Source organism: Marinobacter sp. VGCF2001 (genome assembly GCF_049943275.1).
GTDB lineage: Bacteria > Pseudomonadota > Gammaproteobacteria > Pseudomonadales > Oleiphilaceae > Marinobacter.
Genome location: NZ_JBNFVX010000019.1, coordinates 26,154 through 50,335, shown reverse-complemented (window position 1 = coordinate 50,335; position 24,182 = coordinate 26,154). Strand labels below are relative to the sequence as shown.

General features: G+C 59.6%; 25 protein-coding genes and 1 pseudogene. 12 read left to right on the top strand and 14 right to left on the bottom strand.

Going from position 1 to position 24,182, the window contains the following annotated elements:
- The first annotated feature begins 23 nt into the window (after positions 1-23).
- Complete coding sequence (locus ACP2AU_RS15105; RefSeq protein WP_426377048.1) at positions 24-938, top strand: DUF808 domain-containing protein; 915 nt, start codon at positions 24-26, stop codon at positions 936-938.
- Between the two features lie 27 nt (positions 939-965).
- Here the strand turns inward: ACP2AU_RS15105 and ACP2AU_RS15100 are convergent, their stop codons facing one another.
- The 9 genes from ACP2AU_RS15100 to ubiE all read right to left on the bottom strand — a co-directional run bounded on the left by ACP2AU_RS15100 (position 966) and on the right by ubiE (position 7,105).
- On the bottom strand, positions 966-1,685 hold the full coding sequence (locus tag ACP2AU_RS15100; RefSeq protein ID WP_426377047.1) for a 16S rRNA (uracil(1498)-N(3))-methyltransferase: 720 nt from the start codon (positions 1,683-1,685) through the stop codon (positions 966-968).
- On the bottom strand, positions 1,685-2,467 hold the full coding sequence (tatC, locus tag ACP2AU_RS15095) for a twin-arginine translocase subunit TatC (RefSeq protein ID WP_426377046.1): 783 nt from the start codon (positions 2,465-2,467) through the stop codon (positions 1,685-1,687). The genes ACP2AU_RS15100 and tatC overlap by 1 nt, the downstream gene beginning before the upstream one ends.
- Positions 2,464-2,928, bottom strand: a complete 465-nt coding sequence (tatB, locus tag ACP2AU_RS15090) for a Sec-independent protein translocase protein TatB (RefSeq protein WP_426377045.1) — start codon at positions 2,926-2,928, stop codon at positions 2,464-2,466. Before tatB ends, tatC begins: the two co-directional genes overlap by 4 nt.
- A gap of 11 nt (positions 2,929-2,939) precedes the next feature.
- Positions 2,940-3,167 (bottom strand): Sec-independent protein translocase subunit TatA, encoded by a 228-nt coding sequence (gene tatA, locus ACP2AU_RS15085; protein ID WP_426377044.1) that lies wholly within the window; start codon positions 3,165-3,167, stop codon positions 2,940-2,942.
- Between the two features lie 85 nt (positions 3,168-3,252).
- Positions 3,253-3,582: a phosphoribosyl-ATP diphosphatase gene (locus ACP2AU_RS15080; RefSeq protein ID WP_426377043.1), complete on the bottom strand. Its 330-nt coding sequence runs from the start codon at positions 3,580-3,582 to the stop codon at positions 3,253-3,255.
- A gap of 12 nt (positions 3,583-3,594) precedes the next feature.
- Positions 3,595-4,011: a phosphoribosyl-AMP cyclohydrolase gene (gene hisI, locus ACP2AU_RS15075; protein WP_426377042.1), complete on the bottom strand. Its 417-nt coding sequence runs from the start codon at positions 4,009-4,011 to the stop codon at positions 3,595-3,597.
- 27 nt (positions 4,012-4,038) lie between these two features.
- Entirely contained in the window at positions 4,039-5,682 is a 1,644-nt protein-coding gene (ubiB, locus tag ACP2AU_RS15070; protein ID WP_426377041.1) for a ubiquinone biosynthesis regulatory protein kinase UbiB, read from the bottom strand.
- Positions 5,679-6,323: a ubiquinone biosynthesis accessory factor UbiJ gene (locus tag ACP2AU_RS15065; protein ID WP_426377040.1), complete on the bottom strand. Its 645-nt coding sequence runs from the start codon at positions 6,321-6,323 to the stop codon at positions 5,679-5,681. The genes ubiB and ACP2AU_RS15065 overlap by 4 nt, the downstream gene beginning before the upstream one ends.
- Positions 6,323-7,105 carry a bifunctional demethylmenaquinone methyltransferase/2-methoxy-6-polyprenyl-1,4-benzoquinol methylase UbiE gene (gene ubiE, locus ACP2AU_RS15060; RefSeq protein WP_426377039.1) on the bottom strand — a complete coding sequence of 261 codons (783 nt, stop codon included), beginning with the start codon at positions 7,103-7,105 and terminating at the stop codon, positions 6,323-6,325. Before ubiE ends, ACP2AU_RS15065 begins: the two co-directional genes overlap by 1 nt.
- 116 nt (positions 7,106-7,221) lie before the next feature.
- Here ubiE and ACP2AU_RS15055 point away from each other — a divergent pair, with 116 nt between their 5' ends.
- A complete protein-coding gene (locus ACP2AU_RS15055) occupies positions 7,222-7,500 on the top strand; it encodes a polyhydroxyalkanoic acid system family protein (RefSeq protein ID WP_426377038.1) in 279 nt (92 codons plus the stop codon).
- 6 nt (positions 7,501-7,506) lie between these two features.
- On the opposite strand, the gene ACP2AU_RS15050 is transcribed toward ACP2AU_RS15055, so the two are convergent.
- On the bottom strand, positions 7,507-8,256 hold the full coding sequence (locus tag ACP2AU_RS15050) for an FFLEELY motif protein (protein WP_426377037.1): 750 nt from the start codon (positions 8,254-8,256) through the stop codon (positions 7,507-7,509).
- Between the two features lie 81 nt (positions 8,257-8,337).
- Positions 8,338-9,261: an alpha/beta hydrolase gene (locus tag ACP2AU_RS15045; RefSeq protein WP_426377036.1), complete on the bottom strand. Its 924-nt coding sequence runs from the start codon at positions 9,259-9,261 to the stop codon at positions 8,338-8,340.
- Between the two features lie 344 nt (positions 9,262-9,605).
- Here ACP2AU_RS15045 and ACP2AU_RS15040 point away from each other — a divergent pair, with 344 nt between their 5' ends.
- The 8 genes and pseudogenes from ACP2AU_RS15040 (at position 9,606) to ACP2AU_RS15005 (ending at position 18,757) form a co-directional block, all read left to right on the top strand.
- A complete protein-coding gene (locus ACP2AU_RS15040; protein ID WP_426377035.1) occupies positions 9,606-10,964 on the top strand; it encodes a WS/DGAT domain-containing protein in 1,359 nt (452 codons plus the stop codon).
- A gap of 123 nt (positions 10,965-11,087) precedes the next feature.
- Positions 11,088-12,608, top strand: coding sequence for an acetaldehyde dehydrogenase ExaC (gene exaC, locus ACP2AU_RS15035; RefSeq protein WP_426377034.1), 1,521 nt, complete (start codon positions 11,088-11,090; stop codon positions 12,606-12,608).
- 123 nt (positions 12,609-12,731) lie between these two features.
- Positions 12,732-13,370, top strand: a complete 639-nt coding sequence (locus tag ACP2AU_RS15030) for a TetR/AcrR family transcriptional regulator (RefSeq protein ID WP_426377033.1) — start codon at positions 12,732-12,734, stop codon at positions 13,368-13,370.
- A 37-nt stretch (positions 13,371-13,407) separates the two neighbouring features.
- Positions 13,408-14,391: an MDR family oxidoreductase gene (locus ACP2AU_RS15025; protein WP_426377032.1), complete on the top strand. Its 984-nt coding sequence runs from the start codon at positions 13,408-13,410 to the stop codon at positions 14,389-14,391.
- A 144-nt stretch (positions 14,392-14,535) separates the two neighbouring features.
- The gene (locus tag ACP2AU_RS15020) at positions 14,536-16,320 is read left to right on the top strand and encodes a CotH kinase family protein (RefSeq protein WP_426377031.1); all 1,785 of its coding nucleotides are present in this window, start codon (positions 14,536-14,538) and stop codon (positions 16,318-16,320) included.
- A complete protein-coding gene (locus ACP2AU_RS15015; RefSeq protein WP_426377030.1) occupies positions 16,317-17,075 on the top strand; it encodes a polyphosphate polymerase domain-containing protein in 759 nt (252 codons plus the stop codon). The genes ACP2AU_RS15020 and ACP2AU_RS15015 overlap by 4 nt, the downstream gene beginning before the upstream one ends.
- Positions 17,059-17,640: a DUF4956 domain-containing protein gene (locus tag ACP2AU_RS15010; RefSeq protein ID WP_426377029.1), complete on the top strand. Its 582-nt coding sequence runs from the start codon at positions 17,059-17,061 to the stop codon at positions 17,638-17,640. Before ACP2AU_RS15015 ends, ACP2AU_RS15010 begins: the two co-directional genes overlap by 17 nt.
- Positions 17,549-18,757, top strand: a pseudogene (locus ACP2AU_RS15005) (OprO/OprP family phosphate-selective porin). Before ACP2AU_RS15010 ends, ACP2AU_RS15005 begins: the two are co-directional and overlap by 92 nt.
- Here the strand turns inward: ACP2AU_RS15005 and ACP2AU_RS15000 are convergent.
- The 3 genes from ACP2AU_RS15000 to ACP2AU_RS14990 are packed head-to-tail and all read right to left on the bottom strand — an operon-like array spanning position 18,748 to position 22,336.
- On the bottom strand, positions 18,748-20,145 hold the full coding sequence (locus ACP2AU_RS15000) for a sensor histidine kinase (RefSeq protein ID WP_426377028.1): 1,398 nt from the start codon (positions 20,143-20,145) through the stop codon (positions 18,748-18,750). The pseudogene ACP2AU_RS15005 and the gene ACP2AU_RS15000 sit on opposite strands and share 10 nt — an antisense overlap.
- A complete protein-coding gene (locus tag ACP2AU_RS14995; RefSeq protein WP_426377027.1) occupies positions 20,142-20,792 on the bottom strand; it encodes a LuxR C-terminal-related transcriptional regulator in 651 nt (216 codons plus the stop codon). Before ACP2AU_RS14995 ends, ACP2AU_RS15000 begins: the two co-directional genes overlap by 4 nt.
- Entirely contained in the window at positions 20,789-22,336 is a 1,548-nt protein-coding gene (locus tag ACP2AU_RS14990; RefSeq protein WP_426377026.1) for a response regulator, read from the bottom strand. The genes ACP2AU_RS14995 and ACP2AU_RS14990 overlap by 4 nt, the downstream gene beginning before the upstream one ends.
- Positions 22,337-22,473: 137 nt before the next feature.
- Here ACP2AU_RS14990 and ACP2AU_RS14985 point away from each other — a divergent pair, with 137 nt between their 5' ends.
- Together ACP2AU_RS14985 and ACP2AU_RS14980 are read left to right on the top strand one after the other, a co-directional pair.
- Complete coding sequence (locus ACP2AU_RS14985) at positions 22,474-22,758, top strand: hypothetical protein (protein ID WP_426377025.1); 285 nt, start codon at positions 22,474-22,476, stop codon at positions 22,756-22,758.
- 44 nt (positions 22,759-22,802) lie between these two features.
- The gene (locus ACP2AU_RS14980) at positions 22,803-24,179 is read left to right on the top strand and encodes a class II fumarate hydratase (RefSeq protein ID WP_426377024.1); all 1,377 of its coding nucleotides are present in this window, start codon (positions 22,803-22,805) and stop codon (positions 24,177-24,179) included.
- Positions 24,180-24,182: the final 3 nt, after the last annotated feature.

Sequence of the window (24,182 nt, the reverse complement as noted above, 5' to 3'; positions counted from 1 at the left end):
TCTAATCTGCAAAGGAACTGTTTATGGCTGCCTCCAGTCTGCTTGTCTTGCTTGATGATATTGCCACCGTACTGGATGACGTGGCGGTGATGACCAAGGCCGCCACCAAGAAAACCGCGGGGGTGTTGGGCGATGACCTTGCACTGAACGCGCAACAGGTCACCGGAGTGCGCCCGGCCCGCGAAATTCCGGTGGTCTGGGCGGTTGCCAGGGGCTCGCTGGTTAACAAGGCCATTCTGGTGCCGGCGGCGCTGGCGATCAGCTTCTTTGTTCCCTGGCTTATTACCCCTCTGTTGATGCTCGGTGGCGCTTTCCTTTGCTATGAGGGCTTTGAAAAGCTTGTTCATAAGTTTTTTCACAAAGAGGAAGAGGCCCAGCGCCGGCAGGCCCGGCGTGACGCGCTGAAACGCCCTGAAGCCGATATGAAGGCACTCGAAAAAGACAAGATCAAAGGCGCCATTCGCACAGATTTTATTCTTTCGGCGGAAATCATCGCCATCACGCTCGGCACTGTTGCAGACAAGAGCTTCGGGATGCAGTTTGCGGTGCTGACTGTCGTGGCTTTGATGGTGACAGTCGGCGTTTACGGGCTGGTGGCGGGCATTGTCAAGCTGGATGATGCCGGCCTTTATCTCAGCCAGAAAGCCAGTGCCTTCGCCCAGAAACTGGGGCAGGGCATTTTGTGGCTGGCGCCCTGGATGATGAAAACCCTGTCGGTGCTGGGCACCGTGGCCATGTTTCTGGTGGGTGGCGGTATCCTCACCCACGGCATCCCGGTGGTATCTCAAACCATTCATCATTGGGCTGAAGCGATGTCTGGGTTGCCTATGGGGCTGGTGACCATGTTGGGCGATGGGGTTTTCGGGTTGCTGGCAGGGGCATTACTGGTGGCGGTTATAACCCCCATAGCCAGGGTCTGGTCGCGTCGGGAAGGGTGACCGTTTTATGGTCGGGCCACCGTCGTGTCAGAGACAGGGGTCGAATAGCCGGCTAACCAGCACCGGCACGGCGGTTTCCACCCGCAGAATCCTGGGGCCGAGATGCACGCTTTGGCAGCCGGCTTCTTCCAGCTTTCCGACTTCGTAATCGGTAAATCCACCCTCAGGGCCGATGCACAGAGCGGTTGGCTCATTGAGGTGGGTGGGGCAGGGGGTGGCCATGCCCGGATGTGCCACCAGGGCGTGCTTGCCGGCCAGCAGTGCCGGCAACTCATCTTCAACGAAGGGTTTGAACAGCTTGCGGATATGCACCCGGGGCATCACCGTGTCTTTTGACTGTTCAAGCCCGAGTGCCAGGTTTTCTCTCAGATGCTCGTCCGAGAGCCAGGGGGTTTGCCAGAAGCTCTTTTCTACCTTGTAGCTGTTGATCAGCCAAAGGTCTTTTACGCCCAGCGACGCGCAGGTCTGCAGGACGCGCCGGAACATCTTGGGCCGGGGCATGGCCAGAATCAGGGTCAGTGGTAACGCCGCCGGCGGCGTCTGGTCCAGCACCACCTGCAGCTCGGCCTCGGTGTCGGTCAGAGACCGTATGTCGCCATAACCCATCAGACCGTTTACTCGGCCGACCGGGATGCGATGGCCCTCGCCCGCCTTGAGCACAGTCTTCAGATGATCCAGGCGACGCCCGGACAGCCGGACACAGTCGGGGGCAATGAAGTCTTCCTCAAACAACAGAGCCAGGTTCATCAGGCTTCAGGCTCTTCCTCGCTGGCTGCCACACGCTCACGGTGAGCCAGGCGGCCGAACAAAATACCGAACTCAAAGAGAACCCACATGGGGAGGGCCAGCAAGGTTTGCGAGATGATATCCGGCGGTGTCAGCAACATACCGATGATAAAGCAGCCCACCACAACGTATGGCCGCTTCGCCGCCAGGTCTGAGGGTGTGGTCGCACCGGAAAGAATCAGCAAGACGGTGGCAATCGGGATTTCAAAGGCAATACCGAAGGCGAAGAACATCTTCAGCACGAAATTCAGATAACTGCTGATGTCGGGGAGCTCGACGATGCCCTCGGGGCCAATGGCGGTGAAAAAGCCGAACACCAGCGGAAATACCACGAAATAGGCGAACGCGGCGCCGGCGTAGAACAGTAGAACCGAGGTGAAGAGCAACGGAAAGGCCAGGCGCTTCTCGTGGGCATAAAGCCCGGGGGCGACGAAGCTCCAGAGCTGGTACAGGATAACCGGAATGGCCACGAACACCGCCAGCACCAGTGCCAGTTTCAGGGGGGCGAAAAACGGCGAGGTGATGTCGGTGGCGATCATGGTCTGGCCCACCGGCAACAAGTCCCGCAAAGGCTGGGACAACAGCAGATAAAGCTCGTTGGCAAACGGGTAGATGATGGCAAAGCAGATAATCACTGCCAGTACCATTTTCAGGAGCCGGTTGCGCAGTTCAAGCAAATGCTCGATCAGGGGCATATCCGGCTGTTCACTCGATGTCGGCTGACCGTTTGGCGTAGAACTCATGAATCCTTATCCGAAGGGCTGGATGCGTCGGTCTTGCGATGGCGGTTATCGGCCGGTTTATCGATATTGGCCTGCCCTGGCGCGTGGGCATTGTCTGCATCGCTGCGGCCTTCAGCGGCGGAGCGTGGCGTTTCCCGATCGCCCGCCGGTGCCGGGCGGACTTTGGCTGCCGGGTCGTCTGGCAATATCATGTGCTCGTACTTTTTGGCTTCATCCAGTGCGCCACGCACGGTTTTCTCGACATCGTCCAGGCCGACATCGCCGGCCTTGCGCAGTTCTTCACGCAATTCCTCGGCTTTCAGCTGTCGATCAAGCTCGGAGGTGAACTGGCTGACCATGCGCCGGGCACCGCCAACCCAGCGGCCCGCTGCCCGTGCCGCTGTCGGTAAGCGCTCGGGGCCGAGCACAAGCAATGCAATCACGCCGCAAATCAGCAGCTCCAGAAAGCCGATGTCGAACATTCAGATGGTGCTCAGCCTTGTTTTTCTTTGGGCTTTTCTTCGGCCGGTGTCTGCTGCTCGGCGTTCTGCTCTTCCAGTGGTTTCTGGTCTGCAGATTTTTCCTCCTCGTCACTCATGGATTTTTTGAATCCACGGATGGCGCCGCCGAGGTCGCTGCCGATGTTGCGGAGTTTCTTGGTTCCGAACAGGAGGATGACGATGCCGAGTACGATGAGAAGTTGCCAGATACTGATACCCATAAGGGTTCCTCATTCAAATGTTGCTGTTCAGGTTATTGTACGCCAACCGCGACCCCATGCGGAAATACCCGTTAGGGGTACTCCCTCATGATTTCCGCGACGCCTTTTCTTCCAGGCCTGACAGATCGAAGCGACCGGCAAGCTCCTCCAGAACGTCCTGCGGGCCCAGGCCCAGTCGCGACAGCATCACCATGCTGTGAAACCACAGGTCGGCTGTTTCGGAGACCAGCGCCCGGGTTTCTCCGGACTGTTCCGCATCTTTGGCGGCCAGCAGGGTTTCAGTGCACTCCTCTCCGACCTTCTCCAGAATCTTGTTCAGCCCCTTGGCGTGCAGACTGGCGACATAAGATGTGTCGGGAGCCGCTTGCTTCCGTTCTTCGAGAACCTGTGCCAGTCGTTCCAGTACATCACTCACGTTGTCTGCTCCTCAGTTACTGCCGTAGATGCTGGCCGGGTCTTTCAGTACCGGATCGGTACTTACCCACTGGCCGTCTTTCAGGGACCGGTAAAAACAGCTCCGCCGACCAGTATGGCAGGCAATACCCCCTTTTTGTTCCACTTTCAGCAGAATGACGTCGGCATCGCAGTCAAGCCGGATGTCCTTGAGCACCTGCTGGTGGCCGGAGCTCTCTCCTTTGCGCCATAGTTTGCCCCGGGACCGGGACCAGTACACAGCCTGAGCTTCTTCTACCGTCAGCTGCAGGGATTCCCGGTTCATCCATGCCATCATCAGGATATCGCCGGTTTCGGCGTCCTGGGCGATGGCAGGCACCAGGCCATCGTCTGTCCACTGGATGTCGTCAAGCCAATCAGGCTGGACGACGTTAGCGCTGGAATCTTGCATATTGATGAATCCTGATTCTTTGATGGTTCAGCGGCTGCCCCGGAGCATGACGCCAGTGGCGCCGGCAAGCAATGCCCAGCTCCAGACCGGCAGATCAGCCGCCCACTGGCTTGCCTGTGGCTGGCTGCCCAGGATCGCAATGCCTGCCAGCATGGCGGCAACGAACCCGCGCCGCCAGCGGCGTTCGGTGCGTTGCTGCTGCTCTTTCATCAGCGCCAGTGTGGCCCGATTCTGTTCTTCGGTCGGGCCACTGGCGCGCAACTGCAGCAGCGCATCATGCACCAGCTGGGGCATTTCCGGAGATTGCTCGAGCCAGGACGGCAAATGGCTCTGCAACGACTTGATCAGGCCGGAGGGGCCAACGCGTTGGCGCATCCAGTTTTCCAGAAACGGCTGCGCCGTGCTCCACAGGTCCAGATCCGGATACAGCTGGCGGCCCAGGCCCTCGACGTTCAACAACGTCTTCTGCAGGAGTACCAGCTGCGGCTGCACTTCCATGTTGAACCGCCGGGCAGTCTGGAACAGGCGCAGCAGGAAATGGCCGAACGAAATGTCTTTCAGGGGGCGCTCGAAAATGGGTTCACATACCGTGCGGATGGCCGCTTCAAACTCGTTGACCCGGGTATCCGCGGGCACCCAGCCGGACTGGATATGCAGTTGCGCGACCTGGCGATAGTCCCTGCGGAAGAAGGCGAGCAGGTTGCGGGCCAGATAGCTCTGATCATCCGGTGCGAGCGTGCCGACAATGCCAAAATCAATGGCAATGTATTTCGGGTCGGCGGGGTTGGTGACATCCACGAAGATATTGCCCGGGTGCATATCGGCGTGGAAAAAGCTGTCGCGGAACACCTGGGTGAAGAAAATCTCGACGCCCTTTTCCGCCAGGACTTTCATGTTGGTCCCCGCCGCCTCCAGAGCCGGAACATCGGCAATGGGAATGCCGTGAATCCGCTCCATCACCAGCACCGATTTGCGGGTGTAGTCCCAGTCGATAAACGGAATGTAGATCAGTTGGGAGTTGTCGAAATTCCGGCGTAACTGGCTGGCGTTGGCCGCCTCCCGCTGCAGATCCAGTTCATCGTGAATGGTGGAGTCGTAGTCTGCGACCACCTCCACCGGATGCAGGCGCTTGCCTTCAGACCAGTATTTCTCCAGCAGACCAGCCATCAGATACATCAGGGCCAGATCCTGGCGAATCACTTTTTCAATGCCCGGGCGCAGGACCTTGACCACCACCTTTCGGCCATTGGGCAAGGTGGCCGCATGAACCTGAGCGACCGAGGCCGAAGCCATCGGGTCTGCCGAAAACTCGGCAAACAGTTCGGACACCGGAGCGCCAAGCGATTGCTCGATGATGCCCCGGGCCTGGTTGCTCGGGAAGGGCGGCACCCGATCCTGCAGCTGTTTCAGGGAGGCCGCCATGTCGTCGGGTAGCAGATCCCGGCGGGTAGAGAGAATCTGGCCGAATTTGACAAACACCGGCCCAAGTTCTTCCAGCGCCAGGCGCAACCGGTCACCACGGCTCAGTTTCGGTTGCGGAAACAGGTGCCAGGGGGCCAGCAGAAAGAAAATCTTCAGGGGCGTTGGTAATTCAGACAGCGGTAAGAATGTGTCCAGCCGGTAGCGGCAGAATACCCAGGCAATTCGGAACAAGCGTTGCAGGCGGGTCACAGGGTCTCCGTATCGTTGTTGCTGCCGGGTAGTGCCAGTTGGTTTAGGCGCGCTTCCAGGCGTTCGGTGCGCAGGTTCAGTTCATCAATGTCCCGGAATGTCGCTTCCAGTTCTCGACGGCCGGGCAGCGCGCGGCTCTCCTCGTGGATGTATTCTTCCACGTTGGCATTCATGGTCTGGATGGCTTGCCGGCTCCACTTGACCGAATGCCGGATGCGCCTGCCGAGAAAGTGGGCAGGTACATCGCCAAGGTGACCGGCCATGGCGGCTTCCCAGTCCGGTTGCAGTTGGTCAAGGGCCCGCTGCAGCTGATGGGCGAGGGCGGTATCGCCTGCAACGGTCAGGCGCTCGTCGGCGAATACCCGGTCATCTCCCAGGGCCAGTGCAGCGAATGCCACCGGGCGTCCGCAGATGGTAAGCACCGGTGACTGCTCTGTGGTGCTGCTCACCCGCACCCGTCGCTCGCCAACGCGATCCAGCGTCCAGTGCACAGTCAACGGCCCGGTAACGGTGAATCGTACCGGCCCCGAAAGGGCTTCCAGCAGGGCGCGCTGGCCTGCCGGGTCCAGTCCCAGTGCCCGGTTCAGTGCGCCCTCGATTACGGCGCCAACGGCGGACAGCAGAGTCGGGCCGGGAAACATCAGGGCTTGATTCCCACGTGCAGGGCCACGATGCCCCCGGTCATGTTGTAATACTTGCAGTTCACCAGGCCGGCATTTTCCATCATACCTTTCAGAGTTTCCTGATCCGGATGCATACGGATGGACTCGGCCAGGTACTTGTAGCTTTCGCTGTCCCCGGCAATCAGCTGTCCCATCAGGGGCAGAGCGGTGAAGGAATAGGTATCGTAGGCCTTGCTCAGCAGCGGGTTGGTGGGCTTGGAGAACTCCAGCACCATCACCTTGCCCCCTGGCTTCAGAACCCGGGCCATATCCCGCAGCGCCTGGTCTTTATCGGTGACGTTGCGCAGGCCAAAGGCAATGGAGACCGCCTGGAAGTTGTTGTCCGGGAACGGCAGATGTTCGGCATCGGCCTGCACGTACTCGATGTTGCCAGCGTAGCCCCGGTCCGTCAGCCGGCTACGGCCCACTTGCAGCATGGACGCGTTAATGTCGGCGAGCACCACTCTGCCGGAGGGGCCGACCAGATCCGAGAATTTCATGGTCAGGTCACCGGTACCCCCGGCAATGTCCAGCACCTGATGGCCGGGGCGGACACCGCTGAGCTCGATGGTAAAGCGCTTCCACAGGCGATGGATGCCCATGGACATCAGGTCGTTCATGAGATCGTACTTGCCGGCCACACTATGGAAAACCTGGGCCACCTGGCCGGCTTTCTGGCTCTTTGGTACATCGCGGAAGCCGAAATGGGTCACTTCGTCCGGGCCATTGCCTGGGGTGCCCGGTGCTTGCTGCTCACTCATGGGAGTTGGTCCTGTCAGAATCTGAATGCCATATTCTAACCGTTGAGGTCTTGGCTACAAGTTTGTTCGCGGCTTACACTGTAAAACCGTTTCCAAATTACCGAGAAAACTGATTCATGTCTGTTATCGATATCCATCGCGCCCATTCCCTGGACAAAGAACACGCCCGTGCAGCGGCCGAAGCTCTGGCCAAAGACTTGTCCCGGCAGTTCGACGTCAATTATCAGTGGGAGGGTGACCTGCTGAAATTCAAGCGCAGCGGTGTCAAAGGGCAATTGGATCTCTCCGAGCACGACTTGCACGTGCATCTGGAGCTCGGTCTGATGTTACGGCCGTTCAAGTCCCGTATTGAGCAGGAGATTCACTCCCAGCTGGATCAGATTATCGGAGCCTGAGCCGCACTAGAGGTCATCCGGCAGCTGAAAGGGGGCGGGGTGACCGGCCAGAATGTTGTCCATCACCCGTTGCTCCCGGCTGATCAGGCGATGGATCAGGGCATCCACCCGATCCATCTTCCGAAAGGCGCTGTAGCCCCGGTGGAGAAAGCTGTGCAAATCGCCCAGGTCGGCCATCTCAGCCGGGCCCCGGGCCATCGACAGTAGCCAGCCCAGCGACCGGTTGCGAACGTAGCGATCCAGTTCATGGCCGGTTTCGGCCACCAGTGCCAGTTGGCGCTTGCGGACGGGTAGCTGGCCGCTGGTCCGGTAGGCATCGCAATAGCGCTGATCATCCAGGCAGCCAGCGCTGATCCCCTGTTGATCCAGCTGTTCCGCCAGTTCCAGATCCAGACTTTGGGTGATCAGGTTCAGCTCGACCAGGCCCGAGAAGGTGGCGAGCAGGTGATCGGGCAGCCATTTCACCATTTTGGGGAAAACCCGATCGATATTGTCGTCCCGGCGGGTCATGCCCGCGGGGGCATAGAGATCGGTCAGCAGAAATTCCAGGCCGGTGTGATACCCCGGGTGCCGGTAAAGGTCCTGGTGGGTGCGCTTCAGTCGCCCGGCTTGCCAGTCTGCAATCCTGTGGGCGTTATCCCGCAACGAATGAGCCGCCTTGTGCTGGCGAAAATCGTGATACTCCAGCAGCAGACGCTTCAGTCGATGGGCGTTTTCCGTCTGGACCTCGGTGGCTACCAGCCGTTCGCGATACATTGCACACTCCAATCAACCGGGCGGAAAAACACCAGTTTATCGAAGCGGCAGGGAACGCGCACCTGCCGGTTGCCTGCGGGCTCAGGCCTGGACGATGGCTCCCAGGGTTTCCAGGCCGGGGACCCACTCTTTGCTGTCGAGAATGATGAAATGGCTTGGGGCTTCGGTTTCCACGATGCGCATGGTGGTGGGGCTGGTTCGGGCGCTGGCGATCATGGCCTGACGATCGAGAATCCGGTCGGTTGCCGGAATCAGGAAGGTGCCATGGCGGACATGGCGGTAAACGGAGGTGTCAGTCCGTGCCATCCATTCCATGATGTTCTCGATGTTGCGAACGATGGTCAGGTGGTCTTTGGTGGCGTAGAACAGTTTGCCCAGCAATTGCCGCTTGCGCGGGTTCATGCGGCCGAAGAAGGTTTGCCCGTAGGCAGACTGGGGGGCGCTGTTGATCAGGCGGATCAGCCAGGGCCACATACCATGGCTGACGGGCTCGAGCAGCGTTGTCACCAGGGCGTGGATTTTGCCCTGGGGTAGTACCGGTGCTTCCAGTACCACTTCCACGTTGTCATAAAGCTCCGGCCGTTGCTTTATTGCCTCCAGAATCACCGCCCCACCCCGGGAATGCCCGTGAACCCGAACGTTATCGGTGCTTGGCAGGTTCTGCAGTGCCTGATTCAGCAGGCAGGCATCGTATTCAATGGTGCCTTCAAGGTGTTTGACCGGGACTTCCCACTCCGGATTCTCCGGTGTGACGCCATTAACCGGGATATGGTAATTGCTGCAAGTGAGCAGGATCAGTTCGGTGGTCGGGCCATCGTAAGCCTGGGTGAAGTAGCAGTGATTCTCCAGAAAACCATGAACACCGATCACCGTGTGTTCGGCAGCGCCACTGTGATTGCGCACAGACACGGCTCCGCGGCCCAAGCGATAAACGCGACCGGAGAACATTTCCGAGTAGGCGCTCTCAATCGGTTTGATCAGTTTGCGAACATGACTGGCTTTCATGACTCATCTCCCTCCGGCCGCTTTTATTGTGTTTTGGTTGTGCGGTGCCGGTTTGACATTTGTACCGCGAATGCCGAACGGATTTAGTGGCCCCCGTGCCTCAGAAAGAAGAGTGCCGGGGCCAACGGCCTGATGCGGACGACAGGCTATAACCATTGCATCGGGCGTTATAACCAGTATAGGACTGAACAGTTACTCACGTGTAATTTTTTGTAACTCTGTGCGCCATGCAGGATGATGGAGCGGGTATGCCGACTCTGGCACAATGCCCGATTGGTTTTCTTTTCAGCAGGCACGTTATGGATCGGGGATAATCAGATTTGAGCCAGGAGCAATCGCATCTCATGCTGCCTTCGGATTCGGCCTGGCTGGCTCTGGAGCGGTCTGATAACCCGATGACCATTACCATCATGCTGCGGGTCGATGGGCTCACGTCCGGCCGTTTCCGGGAGTTTCTTACCGTTTACTGGCTGGCCTGGGAGCGTTTCCGCTGCCGGCCGGTGTGGCGTGCGCCGGCCTGGTACTGGGAGAAAGATCTCACGTTCTCCGCGCCCCAGCACCTGGATGTGGCGCTCGACCGTTTTGAACCGGAGCAGTTGCAAGACTGGGTTTCTGAGCGGTTGAATGAACCTTTGCCGCTGTATCGTCCCCGCTGGAAATTCTGGCTGGCACCGAATGCGCGCGGGGGCGCCGCGCTGGTTTTGCGGCTGCACCATTGCTACGCCGACGGCCTCTCCCTGCTGGGCATCTTTGATCGTCTTTGCCCGGCGTCACCGCGCCAGTACCCGGCGGTTTACGGAGCCCGGGAAGAACCGCGGGCAAGCGCCTGGATGGCGGGCGCACAACGCTGGCTGGAGGCGCGTCTGGCCGAAACCATGCCGGCAGGCACCGGTTCAGTGGATGCCATCCCGGCCGGAGGCAAAAGCGTGGCGGGCCGGGCGGTGGAACAGGGCCTGCGCCTGGTGCACGAGTTCAGCGAGTTTGTTGGCACTCCGGACGATTCGCCTTCAGAGCTCAGGCGCCCGTTGCTGGGGCGACGTAGCTGCCGGTGGTCCTCGCCGGTGCCTCTGGCCCGTTTCCGCGATATTGCCCGGGCCACGCATACCACGATCAACGACGTCTTGCTGGCCTGTGTGGCGGCCGCGGTCAAGCCTCGCCTGGGACTCACGCCGGAGCAACTGGAGGATGCCGTGATGCACGCGGCGGTGCCGGTGGATATCCGGGCCCGCCTGCCGGACGACATCCGGCCTGCAGACGGAGAACCGGGCAACTGCTTTGGCACGGTGTTTGTGCCCCTGCCGGTCGATGGCGAGAGCGCTCTGGAGCGGTTATTCCGGATCAAACACGAAACCCGAAAGCTGAAAAAGAGCTGGCAGCCGGGCCTCGCCTGGGGTTTGACCAGCTGTGCGGCACTGATCCCGGAAGCCGGCCGAAAACCGTTGGCAGACCTCTTCTTCCGCAAGGCGTCAGCGGTTGTCTCCAATGTGCCCGGTACGCCGGAAACGCGTTATCTCGCCGGTTGCGCCATCACCGAGCAGATGTTCTGGGTCCCTCAGGCTGGCGACATTGGCCTGGGTGTCAGTATCGTCAGTTATGGCGGGCAAGTGCAGTTCGGGGTAGTGGCCGATGAGGCGGTGATGGTTCATCCGGCCTCGTTCGTTGAAGATTGTATTGCCGAGCTCGACCGGTTCGATTTCTGCTAAGACCAATGGCTAGGTCATTTGCCCAACGCCGGAATACCCATGTACCGGATTGGGGTCTACCTTTGTTGTGTTACTGCAAAAGGCTGCAGTGTTCTGTGGCAATCACAACAAGAGGCAGAGAATATGATTTACGCACAACCGGGAAAAGACGGCTCCGTTGTTTCCTTCAAATCCCGTTATGAAAACTTTATCGGCGGCGAGTGGGTGGCGCCGGTCAAAGGGCAGTATTTTGATAATATTACTCCGGTCACCGGTACGGTTATCTGTGAGATACCCCGGTCCAGTGCTGAAGATATTGATCTGGCACTGGATGCGGCACACAAAGCCGCACCGGCCTGGGGCAAGACCTCAACCACCGAACGCTCCAATATTCTGCTGAAAATTGCCGACCGCATTGAGGCCAACCTGGAGAGGCTGGCGGTGGCCGAAACCTGGGACAACGGCAAAGCGGTGCGCGAAACGCTCAATGCCGACGTTCCGCTGGCGGCCGATCATTTCCGTTATTTTGCCGGCTGCATTCGGGCCCAGGAAGGCCATGCCGGCGAAATTGACCACAACACCGTGGCTTACCATTTTCATGAGCCGCTGGGGGTTGTTGGCCAGATCATACCCTGGAACTTTCCGCTACTGATGGCGGCCTGGAAGCTGGCACCCTGCCTGGCCGCCGGCAACTGCACGGTGCTCAAACCCGCCGAGCAGACTCCTGCCAGCATTCTGATTCTGATGGAGCTGATTGGCGATCTGCTGCCGCCCGGTGTGCTCAATATCGTGAACGGATACGGGGCTGAGGCAGGTCAGGCCCTGGCGACCAGCAAGCGTATTGCCAAGATCGCGTTCACGGGGTCGACGCCGGTTGGCTCTCATATTCTCAAGTGTGCCGCCGAGAACATTATTCCCTCCACTGTGGAACTGGGCGGCAAATCGCCGAACATCTACTTTTCTGACGTCATGCAGGCCGAGCCCGAGTTTATCGACAAGTGCGTGGAGGGGTTGGTGCTGGCGTTTTTCAATCAGGGCGAGGTTTGTACCTGTCCGTCCCGTGCCCTGGTTCAGGAGGATATGTTCGAAGCCTTCATGCAAAAGGTGCTCGAGCGCACCAAAGCCATCAAGCGCGGCAATCCGCTGGATACCGATGTCCAGGTGGGGGCCCAGGCGTCGAAAGAACAGTTCGACAAGATCATGTCGTATATGGAGATTGGTCGTCAGGAGGGGGCAGTTGTGCTGACCGGCGGCGATCGTGAGCATCTGGAAGGCGAATTCAATAACGGCTTCTATATCCAGCCCACCCTGTTCAAGGGTGACAACAAAATGCGCGTGTTCCAGGAGGAAATTTTCGGCCCGGTGGTGGGTGTGACCACGTTCAAGACCGAAGCGGAAGCGCTGGCCATCGCCAACGATACCGAATTTGGCCTGGGGGCGGGCGTGTGGACGCGTGACACCAATCGGGCTTATCGCATGGGTCGCAACATCCAGGCCGGCCGGGTCTGGATGAACTGTTACCACGCGTACCCGGCCCATGCCGCTTTCGGCGGCTATAAGAAGTCCGGCGTTGGCCGTGAAACCCACAAAATGGCGCTGGAGCACTATCAGCAAACCAAGTGTATGTTGACCAGCTACGACAGCAATCCGCTCGGCTTTTTCTGAGCACTCGGGGCGCGGCGGCTTCGGTGTTCCGGAGCCTCCGGGGAACGGTTTCAGTATTTTAGTAGACAACCGGTCTAAATTTTTGCGATATTAATTAGACACTCGGTCTAATTTGAGGATTCGATGAGCCAGACACCAGTCAAACGCGGGCGGGGCCGACCGCCAAAGTCGTCAAACGCGCAGTACCAGAACACCCGGCAAGCGTTAATCGGCGTGGGCCTGGCGGCGTTGACGGAGAAAGGATACTCCTACACCGGGCTGGATGAGATTCTGCGCCAGGCGGGGGTGCCCAAGGGCTCCTTCTACCACTACTTCGACAACAAAGAGGCGTTCGGCCAGGCATTGATTGAGGCCTACGGTCGGTTCTTTGCCGACAAACTGGAGCGCTCCCTGTCTGATCACTCGCGATCACCGCTGGCGCGTATTGAGGCCTTTGTCGAGGACGCCAAGGCCGGGATGGCCAGGTTCGACTATCGGCGAGGTTGCCTGATTGGCAACCTGGGCCAAGAGATGGCGGCCTTGCCGGAGAGTTTCCGCAGCCTGCTCAGCCGGGTGTTCCGGGATTGGGAAGGCCGGATTGCCCGGGTTCTGGAAGAGGCGCGCCAGGCCGGGCAGGTGCCGGAAAGCCTGGTGGTGGAGCAGATGGCAGAGTTTTTCTGGATAGGCTGGGAGGGTGCGGTTCTGCGCGCGAAGCTTGAACAAACACCGCAACCGCTGGATCAATTTGCCCGTGGTTTTCTGGCATTGGTCCGTGGTTGCTGATTGATGCAATTCACGTAACCGAATCTGTGGAGGCAATATGTTTAAAGCAATTTTGATCGAAGGCAGCCGGGCTGACCAGCAGGTGGCCCTGAAATCCGTTGACGAGGCCCAGTTGCCGGAAGGCGACGTGACCGTTGAGGTGGCCTACAGCACCCTGAACTATAAAGATGCGTTGGCGATTACCGGTCGGGCGCCCATTGCCAAGAGCTATCCGATGGTTCCGGGCATTGATCTGGCCGGGGTGGTGACGGAGTCCGCCAATCCTGACTTCAAAGCTGGTGATGAAGTGGTGTTGAACGGCTGGGGCGTGGGCGAGAAGCATTGGGGTGGGCTGGCCCAGAAAGCCCGGTTGTCGGGCGACTGGTTGATTCCGTTGCCATCGGCATTCACGGCCCGCCAGGCCATGGCCATCGGGACCGCCGGTTACACCGCCATGCTGTGTGTGATTGCCCTTGAAAAACACGGGGTGACACCGGATTCCGGCGATATTCTGGTTACCGGAGCCACCGGCGGCGTCGGCAGCGTGGCCGTTGCTGTACTGGCCAAACTGGGATACTCGGTGACCGCCGTGACCGGCCGGCGTGAAGAAGAAGCGTATCTGAAATCTCTCGGTGCCAGCCAGATACTGGACCGGGCCGAGCTGAGCGAGCCCGGCAAGCCGTTGACCCGCGAAAGCTGGGCGGGGGCCATTGATGTGGCGGGTGGTCAGGTGCTGGCCAATGTCTGCGCGGGCATGAAATACCAGGGAGTGGTGGCCGCGTGCGGTCTTGCCGCAGGTATGGATTTCCCGGCAACAGTGGCGCCGTTCATTTTGCGCGGGGTAACCCTGTGTGGCATCGACAGCGTTATGGCACCGAAAACCGAGCGCCTGTATGCCTGGGAGCGCCTGGCACAGGATCTCTCCACCGAGCTGCTGGACGATATGATGACCGAAGTGCCTTTTGACGATGCCATTGAGGCTGCCAGCCGGCTGATGGACGGCAAGATTCGCGGCCGGATCGTGGTACCTGTGGCCGGCTAAACCCCGGCTGTTCCCGGTCTTTTCCTTCGGGGAGCGTTCTCACGGCGGTGTAAGACGATCTTACAGACTCCTGGAGCGCTCCCCGCAATACTCCCTGAAGCCGGCCAGGTTCCGGTCATAAGAATGCCATTCAGGGAGTGATACATGAAAACAAGAACGACGGGAAACAAACCACTTGCCGGCACTTTTCGCTGGTTGTTGGCGGGCGCCGTGTTCCTGGCCATTCAGGGCTGCGGTGGCGGGGGCTCCGACTCCTCCGATCCCTCAGACTTTGATGCCCCGGTTGATCCGGTAAACATCGGCGGCAGCGCCGACCTCTACGCCCCGGACCGGTTGCTGGAGGTAGATATCCAAATGTCTGCCGGGGACTTCGCCCAGTTGCGAGCCGAGGCGCGAACGCTGGCGAGTACCGACCGCGAGTGCACACCGGAATTCGATTACACCGAATTTACCGCCAGGGTAACCATCGATGGTGAATCGATGGATGACGTTATCGTGCGCAAAAAGGGATACATGGGATCCCTGAGCCCGAGCATTCCCTCTCTGAAACTGGATTTCAACGACCTGAAAAAAGGCCGTACCTATCAGAATTCCAGCCGGATGACTCTGAACAACAATCGCCAGGACCCCTCCAATGCCCGCCAATGCCTGGCCTATGACCAGTTCCGCGCGGCCGGTATCGCTGCTCCCCGGTGCAACTACGCCAGAGTTACTGTCAATGGTGAATCCCTTGGCGTTTTCACCAATGTGGAGCCGATCAAAAAGCCGTTTTTGAGGCGGGCCTTCGGCAATGACGAGGGGAATCAGTACGAGGCGCAAACGGCCGATTTCGGCACCTGGCTCAACCGCCGCTTCGAGAAGAAAACGAACGAAAAAGAGAATGACCGGAGCGACCTTCAGGCCGTGGCAGACGCGTTGGCCTTGCCCGATGAGCAAATGATGAACGTGTTGCCCCAGTTGGTTGATGTGGAGGAATTTATTCGTTTCTGGGCGGTAGAGACCCTGCTGGGAGCCTGGGACTCGGCCACCGGAAACGCCAATAATTTCCATCTTTACCGCAACCCGGAAGACGGCTTGTTCCATTTTATTCCCTGGGGCGCCGACACGGCCTTTCGGGGGGACCATCCGCTTAAGCCATTAACCGGTGTTTTCTATCGTAATTTCCGACTGGCCGAACGCCTGTTTGCGATACCGGAATACCGCTCGGAATACGACCAGGCGTTGGAAGAGCTGCTGGCCACGCAGTGGGATGAGGTGGCCCTGACAGAGCGTCTGGCCGCCATCAGCGAATTGACCGGCACCGGTGAGGGCGCGACGGCCAGCCTGAGGTATTTCATCCTCGGCAAGGGCGAGCCGGGCCAGAGCGATTACCAGCCGGCCCGCCGGGAGGTTCTCGAACAGGCGATGGCCGCAGATGCAACGTCTGGCACCGTGTCACTGCTTGCGGATCAGGAGCCGGATTGCAGTGCGCCGGCGACCACAGCCCTGACCGGTACCATCAGCTCCCGGGATGGCAATGACCGGGGCGCGTTCAACTTCACCTTGCCAGGCGGGCGCGATGTCAGTGCCAGTCTGACCCTGGCCGCCTTTGGCGCGGACAGCCTGGTGACTTCCGTCGACCGGGAATCCAAGCCGGCGGTTGTCAGTCTTCTGATGATCGGTGTAGATGCTGCAGATAGGTATAAGCCTTACGTACTCCAGGTGTTCATTGAATCGTCTGACTATGTGCCTGGAACCCACGATTTTCATGGGTTTGCCACCAATGCTCTGCTCTTTGAGGTGGATGAGAGCCTGCCGGGCGATGTTCGCACCCTTGCGCTGGGCGCCACCGGCCAGATCAGCCTGAGCAGCGTGGGTACCGGTGGCGACGCCGGGGATGTGTCGCTCTCGCTGGATGCCACTCTGGAGTATGTGGCTCAACAGCCATGAATATGGCGGTATGGAGCCCGGCAGCAGGTTTTGCCGGGCACTCTCTGGCAGAGCAAACGCGGGCCCCGTTAATGGACCGTATCGATACCAAGTTTATGGTGCCGGTGGCTGAGCTTGGCCAGTGTCTGCGGGGGCTGGAGCCCGAGTATTCGATGCTCGAGATTCACGGTACCCGCAGCTTCCCTTACGACACCCTGTATCTGGATACACCGGACAACCGGCTGTACCTGGATCATCACAACGGCAAGCTCAACCGGTTCAAGCTTCGCATACGCCATTACCGGCAAACCGGGGAAAGTTTTCTTGAGGTCAAGAAGAAGTGCAACCGGCAACGCACCCTCAAAAGCCGGTTGTCATTACCTGCGGGTCGGCCTGACCTGCGAGCCATCAAGAGGTTTCTTTCCGGGCAATTCGGCCTTCCGGCGGCAGGGATGCAGCCGGCTCTTTTTGTTCGGTATGACCGGATGACGCTGCTCCGGCGAGACGGTCTTGAGCGGGTGACCGTGGATACCCGGCTGGTATTCGAGTCACCTGACTGCCAACGCGCCGTGCCGCTGCCCGGGCTTGCGATTCTGGAAATCAAGTACGACCGGAAAGGCTCAGACTCGCCTTTGATGGCGAGACTGGCCGGCCTTGGCTATCGGCCAGTGACCTTCAGCAAATACTGTGTTGGGCGGGTCCTGCTGAATGGCGAACACCTGAAAAGTAATCGCTTTAAACCGCTGTTGAGGAGCGTTCATGGAATCTGCAGTTGACCTCCATTTTGTCATCCGGCTGCTGATCAATGCAGCTTCGGTACTGGTACTGATCCGCTGTTATTACCGGTATTCCCGTCATCGGGAGAATGCCGCGTCGTTCATCCTGTTTGGCGTTGGCGTCTTTCTGGTCACCGCGTTGCTGCACTCGGTGACGGTCACCATGGGGTTCGCCTTTGGCCTGTTTGCGGTGTTTTCGATGCTGCGCTATCGCACCGAGGCGCTGGGTATCAAGGAGATGACCTACCTGTTCCTGGTAATCGCGATGGCCTTGCTGGCGGCGGTTGGAACCATGCACCACCTGGAGCTGGTGCTACTGAACGGGCTGGTCATCGCCCTGGCGGTTGTGCTCGAGACCCGCATCCTGTTGCCACGACACGGTGAGAAGGAGGTGGAATACGAAAAGATCGAGAACGTGCACCGGCAACAACAGGCAGCCTTGATTGCCGATCTCAGGGAGCGCACGGGGCTGGATGTGTTCCGGGTGGACGTCGTATCCATCAGCTATCTGCGGGACACCGCCATGTTGCGTATGCATTATCGCCTGGAGGTACCGCATGATTAAGCAAGCCGGCAGCCTGGTCATGCTCGTCATTCTGTGGGTGATCGCCGCCGGGGTGCGGGCGGACAGCACAGAGCCGGCGTTCACCGCCGACGTTGGCGGCTATTTTGCCGCCGGGGTTGATCATTACCGCGCCTTCCATAGCGAAGAGGGTGAAGAGGCGACCACACGCGGCGTTCTGCGCAACGCCAAGCTGCAGCTGGAACTGGCCTGGGGAGAGTCGTGGGAGGCGGAGATTGATGGCAGCTACAAGATTGAGGGAGATAAAAAAGAGTCGGAATTGGGTGATGCCTATATTCAGTACACGGGCGATGCCCGATGGCTGGTGCGCGTGGGCCAGTTCAAGGAGCCGTTCGGGCTGGAAAGGCTCACCAGTTATGCCAGCTTGAGCACCGGGGAACGCTCAATGGTCACCTCGGTCTTCGCCCCTGGCCGGTCGTTGGGCATGATGGTTGGGCAGTATCAAAAGTCGTCAACCTGGGCGCTGGGCGTATTTACGGATGATCGGCAGCCGGGGAATGATCCGGGGGCGACGGCCAGGGTAACTCGAGCTCCTGTTCGTACCGATCAACAGGTGGTTCATTTCGGCTTGGCGGCGTCTTGGCGGCAATTATCTGAACCGCGATTCCAGATCAAGGACGAGGCGGAGGTCTTCAGCGCCGACAATGTGGTCCGAAGCGTTCGCTTCAGCGCCCGTGAAAGCCGGCGTGCGGGGCTGGAGGCGGGTTGGCAATTCCATCGCTTCACGCTGATGGCTGAAGCCATGGCACAGGAGATCCGCCAGGAAGGCGGCCAGTGGTGGCGGTTTACCGGCGGCTACGTTCAGCTGGGCTGGTTACTGACTGATGATCGGCGCCGTTACCGGAGTGGTGAATTCAAACGGGTCAAACCGCAGGCCGGTCGCGGAGCCTGGTAGCTGGTTGCCCGCTACAGTGCTGTTGACCTGCGTGATCGCGGTATTGGTGCGAAGGCCAGTGTCGCCAACCTGGGCCTGAATTATGCTTTTGGCAACGATCTTCAGGTTCGGCTCAGCTATCTGCTACCGGAGATCAGTGGCAATACCCTGTCGCCGGATCCTGAGGGCAACGCCGCCACGCTGCGGGTGCTTTACTATTTCTGAGCCGGTTGACGAGGTTGGCTGGCGCTTGTCTCCGGCCGCCGGGGCAATTCCAGAACAACATCGGTCCACTGGCCCGGTTCGCTGGTGATGGCCATGGTTCCACGGTGATGGCGCATGATGGTGTGGCAGATGCTCAGGCCCAGCCCCAGGTTGTCGGGGGTTTCGCGGGTGGAGTAAAAGGGGTCGGTCAGGCGCAGCAGGTCGCCATGTTCAATGCCTTTGCCGTTATCGCGAATGACGATGCGGGTATTGGCGGCGGTTAATTCTGCCGTTATCCGGATTTTCGGGGAAGTGGGCCGGGCTGCGCGGATGGCCGACGACGCGTTCATCAGCAAGTTGACGAACACCTGAATCAGGGCGGAGGGGAAGCAGGCGACAGAGAGCCCATCAGGAATCCGGATGGTCACTTCAGCGTCTTGCAGCTGGTGCCGGCAGAATCGCAGCGCCTTGTGCACCAGTTTATCCAGGTTTGCCGGCTCTGGCCCGTGGTCCGGCGCCGGGCGGGAGAATTCGATCAGGTCGGATACGATCTCGGCAATTCTGTGCTGATGTGTTGCAGCATCGTCCAGTGCTTCGGCAACGTCCGGATTGCGGTTGATTGTGGCGGAGAAGTCCACCGCCTGTATGGCGCAGTTCAGCGGGTTGGTGATTTCGTGCAGCAGTCCCTTGGCCATATGGCTCAGGGCCTGATGTTTCTGCTCCCGGGCGAGTTTGTCTTCGGTAGCCTCCAGCGTCTGCAGGGTGCGGGAGAGCTGCCGGTTGCGGTCTCGCAGCAGAAACTGCAATGCCAGCAGGCTGCGCAGAAATTGTGAAAAGAACCAGGCCGACAGGGGCGCAACCACCAGGCACATCAGAATCAGCCAGTTGGTGAGAACGCCGACCAGAGCGGTGATTAGCTGATCCCCGGGCACGGCGACACCGGTGGCCAGTACCAGCAGAACCAGGTTGACGGCCAGGATGATACTGGTGTGTGTCAGCGACAGCGTGATGATGCCCACCGAACTGATGAAAAAGAACAGCCCGACAATCGGCGCGATGGCCGCGCCCGATCCGACATAGCCGAGATAACTGAACGCCGCCATGTTAATGAATACAAGGTAGACAATCATTGGCGCAGCGCGCCTTAACCGGGTAAAGCGGTGGGCCAGAATGAGCGTGGTCAGTATGACGGTGTAAAGCCCGTAGCCGGCAAGAACCCCGGCCTCGACCGGGTGCCTGAGTTGGCCGGCGAGAAATAGCAGCGTGCCAATAAAGGCGATGGCCAGGTAGACATCGGCAAACAGCGGAAGTACCCGGTGCCGGTACTGGGTGCGAAAAAAACGCTCGAAGCGCCTTTGGCGATCGGCAGGCAGCTGTTTGATCTGCTCCATGCCGGATAGCAGGTTCATGATAATGTCCGCTGGTGGTGTCGTTGCATAAACAGGATCAGCTCTGGGAGTCGTTCAAACCCGAGCTTCACGAATATCCGGTCCTTGTAGGAGTGCACGGTCTTGCAGGACACGCCAAGCTCCTCTGCGATGTCACGAACCGGCACCCGCCTCGCCATCAACCGGGCCACTTCCCGCTCGCGCCCCGACAGAGCCTGATAGGCAGACAGGCTTGTTTGGGCCTGGTCGCGTGTTGACTGCCAGTTGCCGAGATAGACCTGCCCGCTGCGAATGTAGAACAGGGTTTTGATCAGTTCCTGGACCGATTGCTGTTTGGAGATAACGGCCTTGATGCCGGCCTCCAGATAAATCGCCATGCGGGTGCTGTTCACGGGGGTGTCCGAGAGCAGCAGCACTGAGAGTGAAGGGGACAGGCTGAGGGCATTTTCGGCAATGGTCAGCCCGTCGTTGTCGCTCAGATTCTCTTCAATCAACAGCACGCCGGGGCGGACGCCGGGCAGGCGTTGCAGGGTCTCGACTCCGCTTTCGCATTCGCCCACCAGCTCGATGTCGTCATGGTGAAGTAGCTGAAACAGCAGGCTGTCGCGGAACAGGCGATGGCCGACGGTGGCGAACAGTCGGAGTCTGCGCTGGCGGGGGAGGGTCACGCGCCCGGCCCCGGGGGTGCTGGCAGGATAATGTTCAGGCGCAGGGACTGGCCTTGCACGCTTGTGGTGACATCTCCCCCCAGCAGGCTGGTGGTTACGAATACCATCAGGAGGGCGACCTGCTGTTCCAGTAAGGGGGTCGAGAGCCGCGTGAGTGGCGCCAGGAGATGACTGAAAATCCTGAGTGGTGCCGGGGTCGTGATATTCCGCTGTAGCCGGGTCTCGGTGATCTCCAGGTGGTTCCAGTCGAGCCCGGAGGTGCGAAGCAACGTGTTCAGTGCCTGCCCGAGCCGTTCCGCAGCAGTGCCAGTCTGGTGGTGCGTCGCTGGCTGTTCTGGATGGCTGCCGTCCAGAAAGGTTGTGATCGGCACTGGCGCCTGCCCCTGGCTTATACGCCCAACCTGTTGTTGCACCTGCTCGCCGAACTGGCGAACGAGTTCGGATTCCAGTTGCGTGTCCTGGCTGGCTCGCAGGTGGGCTTTGGCGGCCGGCACGTGCTCTATGCCGGCCAGGGTGTCGAGAAAGGCATTCAGAATGCGAAACGGGACGAGGGTGTCGAGATCAGATTGCAGCTGATCCAGCAGACGCTCACGCCGCTGCAGGCGGAGTTCGGCAAAGCGCTTGCGGGTTTCGCTCCGGGTGTGGTTCAGTGCGGATGCCAGTTGCCGGTGGCGCGCTATGGCTTCCCGGAACAGCAGAAGCAGGGTCTGCGCCTGCCAGGGCTTTTTCTGGTAGCGAAAAATGCGGCCCTCGTTCACGGCATTCAGGGCCACGTCTACCTCTCCCCACGCCGAGGTGAGAATGCGGACAACCGCCGGATGGGATTGTCGCAATTCATCCAGCAGCTCTTTGCCTTGCATTCCCGGCATACGTTGATCTGTCATCACCACGGCCACGGGTAAATCCGGGGTTCTGAGGTATTCCAGGGCGTCTTCGGCACTGTCGGCGCACAGCAGTGTGAATTCATCCTGTAGATGCTCGAGCTGGCGTATCAGGTATTTGGTGGCGGCCGGCTCGTCATCAACGATGAGTACCGCCGGTCTCGGTTCCGGCGGTCCGCTGGCTGCCAGCGGCGGCTGGGCCTGGCGGGACAGTTCCGCACCGGTCAGGGCTGCGGCGATCAGATGCGAACGGATCAGGTTTGGGTCCAGGGGTTGGTCGAAGCAGCGATCAATCATCTGGGTGTCGAGTAACGCCATCAACTCGTTCAGGGCAATGCGCTCGGTAATCAGAACCTTGAGCAGGCGCGAATGCTGCTGTTTCGCCGCCAGTAGCAGATGGGAATGAACCGCCACCGATGATGGGCACCCGGTGACCACGACGGCCGCTGGCGAGGCCTCTGCTGAGTCAAGATAGTGGAGCGCGGAATCATCCGAATCAAAAGCGCGGATCGAGAAGTCCCGTTCAAAAAACCCTTCAAAAGCCTGCTTTGCCTGTTCGCTGTAATAGCGGAGTAAAACGGTTGGTGAGTGGAAGTCGCCCATGGCTACGGTCGTTCCTTGATATCGATAGCGGTAAGAGACGTTATCAGTCTGTGTCGGCAAGTTGCGTAAGATTTTCCTACAAAACGCCGCTCGGGTGGCGGTTAATGCTTGCTTCTGTGACGACTTTGGCAATCGACCGGGATCAAGGCCGGAGAGCGACTACACTTAAAGCTGGATGTTTTCAGGAGGAAGCGGTGATGACCACGCAAGACAATCTGACCAATCATGAAGTCACAATCTGCCTTGCCGGCGGCGCAGTGCTGGGGCCGTTCAATGCCACCTGGAATCAGGATTCCGGTGGTGATGTCCGGGAACTGGTACGCCAGTACGATGGCTTCCTGCAGGGTGAGAAACAGAGCCGGTTCAAATTTCATTTGCACGATACCTACACCAACACCGTGCATACCCTGATTCTCAATTTTGAGCAGGTAACCGGCATCTGCGACCATGTTCGCCTGAGGTCCCACGGTAACGGCAACTGACGGTTGCTGTGGGAAGCCATGGAGAAACGCTTGAGGAGGGTGTGGTGACTGACGTGAGAATCGAGAAAGACAGCCTGGGCGAGGTGCGGGTTCCATCGGATGCTCTCTGGGGGGCTCAGACTCAGCGGGCGGTGGATAACTTTCCGGTGAGCGGGCAGGCGATGCCGCCCGAATTCATTGCTGCCGTTGTTCAGGTCAAGCGGGCGGCGGCTCAGGCCAACGCCTCTTTGGGCCTGTTGGCGGAGGATCTGAGGGACGCCATTTGTGCGGCCTGTGACCGGTTGCTGGAGGGCCAGTATGCGGACCAGTTCCCGGTGGACCGTTATCAGACCGGTTCCGGCACCAGTACCAACATGAACGTAAACGAGGTGATTGCCGCGCTGGCCCGCCGGCAGGGCCTGGAGGTGCACCCGAACGATCATGTGAACATGAGCCAGAGCTCTAACGATGTTATCCCCACGGCGATCCACATCAGTTCGGTGTTGGCGGTGAAGACCCGGCTGCTTCCGGCCTTGTCGCACCTGCGCGGAGTGATCTATGGCCGAGAGGCTGAGTTGTCGGGCCAGGTAAAAACCGGCCGTACCCACCTGATGGATGCCATGCCCGTGACTCTTGGCCAGGAATTGCGTACCTGGCGAGAGCAGCTGATCGCGACGGAGCAGCGCCTGGAGCGGGCCATGGAGGATCTGGGCGGGTTACCCCAGGGCGGCACGGCCGTGGGTACCGGAGTCAATGCGGCCTCTGAGTTTTCCGGCCAGTTCGTGAAGTTTCTCCGGCAGAATACCGGTTACCCGTTCCGTTCGCTGGAGCACAAATTCGTGGCCCAGAGTGCGGTGGATGCGCCGATGGCTTTGTCGGCACAGTTTCGCGGTACCGGCGCCGTGCTCACCAAAATGGCGAATGATCTTCGCTGGATGAACAGCGGGCCGATCCATGGGCTGGCGGAAATCAGCCTGCCGGCACTTCAGCCGGGTAGCAGCATTATGCCGGGCAAGGTCAATCCGGTGATTCCGGAGTCTGTTGCCATGGTTGGGGCCCAGGTGACCGGGCTGGACACGGCGGTTGCGATGGCCGGGCAGTCGGGTAACTTTCAGCTCAACGTGATGTTGCCGCTGGTTGGCGCGAACTTGCTGGATATGTGTGGATTACTGGCCAATGCCTCTGGCCTGCTGGCCGACAAAGCCCTGCAGGGCATGACCGTCAATGCCGATAACCTGAATGCCGGCGTAGGCCGGAACCCGGTTCTGGTGACGGCCCTGAATCCGGAAATCGGTTATGCCCTGGCGTCGGACATTGCCAAAGAAGCCTACCGTTCTGGTCGGCCGGTGATTGATGTTGCTGAGGAGCGCAGCGGCTTGAGCCGGGATCGGCTGGAAGACTTGATGGACCCGCTCAAACTGACCCGCGGCGGGCTGACCTGAATG

What these genes read in the sequence shown, in the direction of transcription:
- ACP2AU_RS15065 (WP_426377040.1), bottom strand. Translation starts at nt 6,323, where the DNA reads ATGTTTCCCGGCCCGACTCTGCTGTCCGCCGTTGGCGCCGTAATCGAG.
- ACP2AU_RS15020 (WP_426377031.1), top strand. Translation starts at nt 14,536, where the DNA reads ATGAAAACAAGAACGACGGGAAACAAACCACTTGCCGGCACTTTTCGC.
- ACP2AU_RS15045 (WP_426377036.1), bottom strand. Translation starts at nt 9,261, where the DNA reads ATGAAAGCCAGTCATGTTCGCAAACTGATCAAACCGATTGAGAGCGCC.
- ACP2AU_RS15100 (WP_426377047.1), bottom strand. Translation starts at nt 1,685, where the DNA reads ATGAACCTGGCTCTGTTGTTTGAGGAAGACTTCATTGCCCCCGACTGT.
- ACP2AU_RS15015 (WP_426377030.1), top strand. Translation starts at nt 16,317, where the DNA reads ATGAATATGGCGGTATGGAGCCCGGCAGCAGGTTTTGCCGGGCACTCT.
- ACP2AU_RS15105 (WP_426377048.1), top strand. Translation starts at nt 24, where the DNA reads ATGGCTGCCTCCAGTCTGCTTGTCTTGCTTGATGATATTGCCACCGTA.
- ACP2AU_RS15010 (WP_426377029.1), top strand. Translation starts at nt 17,059, where the DNA reads ATGGAATCTGCAGTTGACCTCCATTTTGTCATCCGGCTGCTGATCAAT.
- hisI (WP_426377042.1), bottom strand. Translation starts at nt 4,011, where the DNA reads ATGCAAGATTCCAGCGCTAACGTCGTCCAGCCTGATTGGCTTGACGAC.
- ACP2AU_RS15055 (WP_426377038.1), top strand. Translation starts at nt 7,222, where the DNA reads ATGTCTGTTATCGATATCCATCGCGCCCATTCCCTGGACAAAGAACAC.
- ACP2AU_RS15040 (WP_426377035.1), top strand. Translation starts at nt 9,606, where the DNA reads ATGCTGCCTTCGGATTCGGCCTGGCTGGCTCTGGAGCGGTCTGATAAC.
- ACP2AU_RS14985 (WP_426377025.1), top strand. Translation starts at nt 22,474, where the DNA reads ATGACCACGCAAGACAATCTGACCAATCATGAAGTCACAATCTGCCTT.
- ACP2AU_RS15025 (WP_426377032.1), top strand. Translation starts at nt 13,408, where the DNA reads ATGTTTAAAGCAATTTTGATCGAAGGCAGCCGGGCTGACCAGCAGGTG.
- ubiE (WP_426377039.1), bottom strand. Translation starts at nt 7,105, where the DNA reads ATGAGTGAGCAGCAAGCACCGGGCACCCCAGGCAATGGCCCGGACGAA.
- tatB (WP_426377045.1), bottom strand. Translation starts at nt 2,928, where the DNA reads ATGTTCGACATCGGCTTTCTGGAGCTGCTGATTTGCGGCGTGATTGCA.
- tatC (WP_426377046.1), bottom strand. Translation starts at nt 2,467, where the DNA reads ATGAGTTCTACGCCAAACGGTCAGCCGACATCGAGTGAACAGCCGGAT.
- exaC (WP_426377034.1), top strand. Translation starts at nt 11,088, where the DNA reads ATGATTTACGCACAACCGGGAAAAGACGGCTCCGTTGTTTCCTTCAAA.
- ACP2AU_RS15030 (WP_426377033.1), top strand. Translation starts at nt 12,732, where the DNA reads ATGAGCCAGACACCAGTCAAACGCGGGCGGGGCCGACCGCCAAAGTCG.
- ACP2AU_RS15000 (WP_426377028.1), bottom strand. Translation starts at nt 20,145, where the DNA reads ATGAACCTGCTATCCGGCATGGAGCAGATCAAACAGCTGCCTGCCGAT.
- ACP2AU_RS15050 (WP_426377037.1), bottom strand. Translation starts at nt 8,256, where the DNA reads ATGTATCGCGAACGGCTGGTAGCCACCGAGGTCCAGACGGAAAACGCC.
- tatA (WP_426377044.1), bottom strand. Translation starts at nt 3,167, where the DNA reads ATGGGTATCAGTATCTGGCAACTTCTCATCGTACTCGGCATCGTCATC.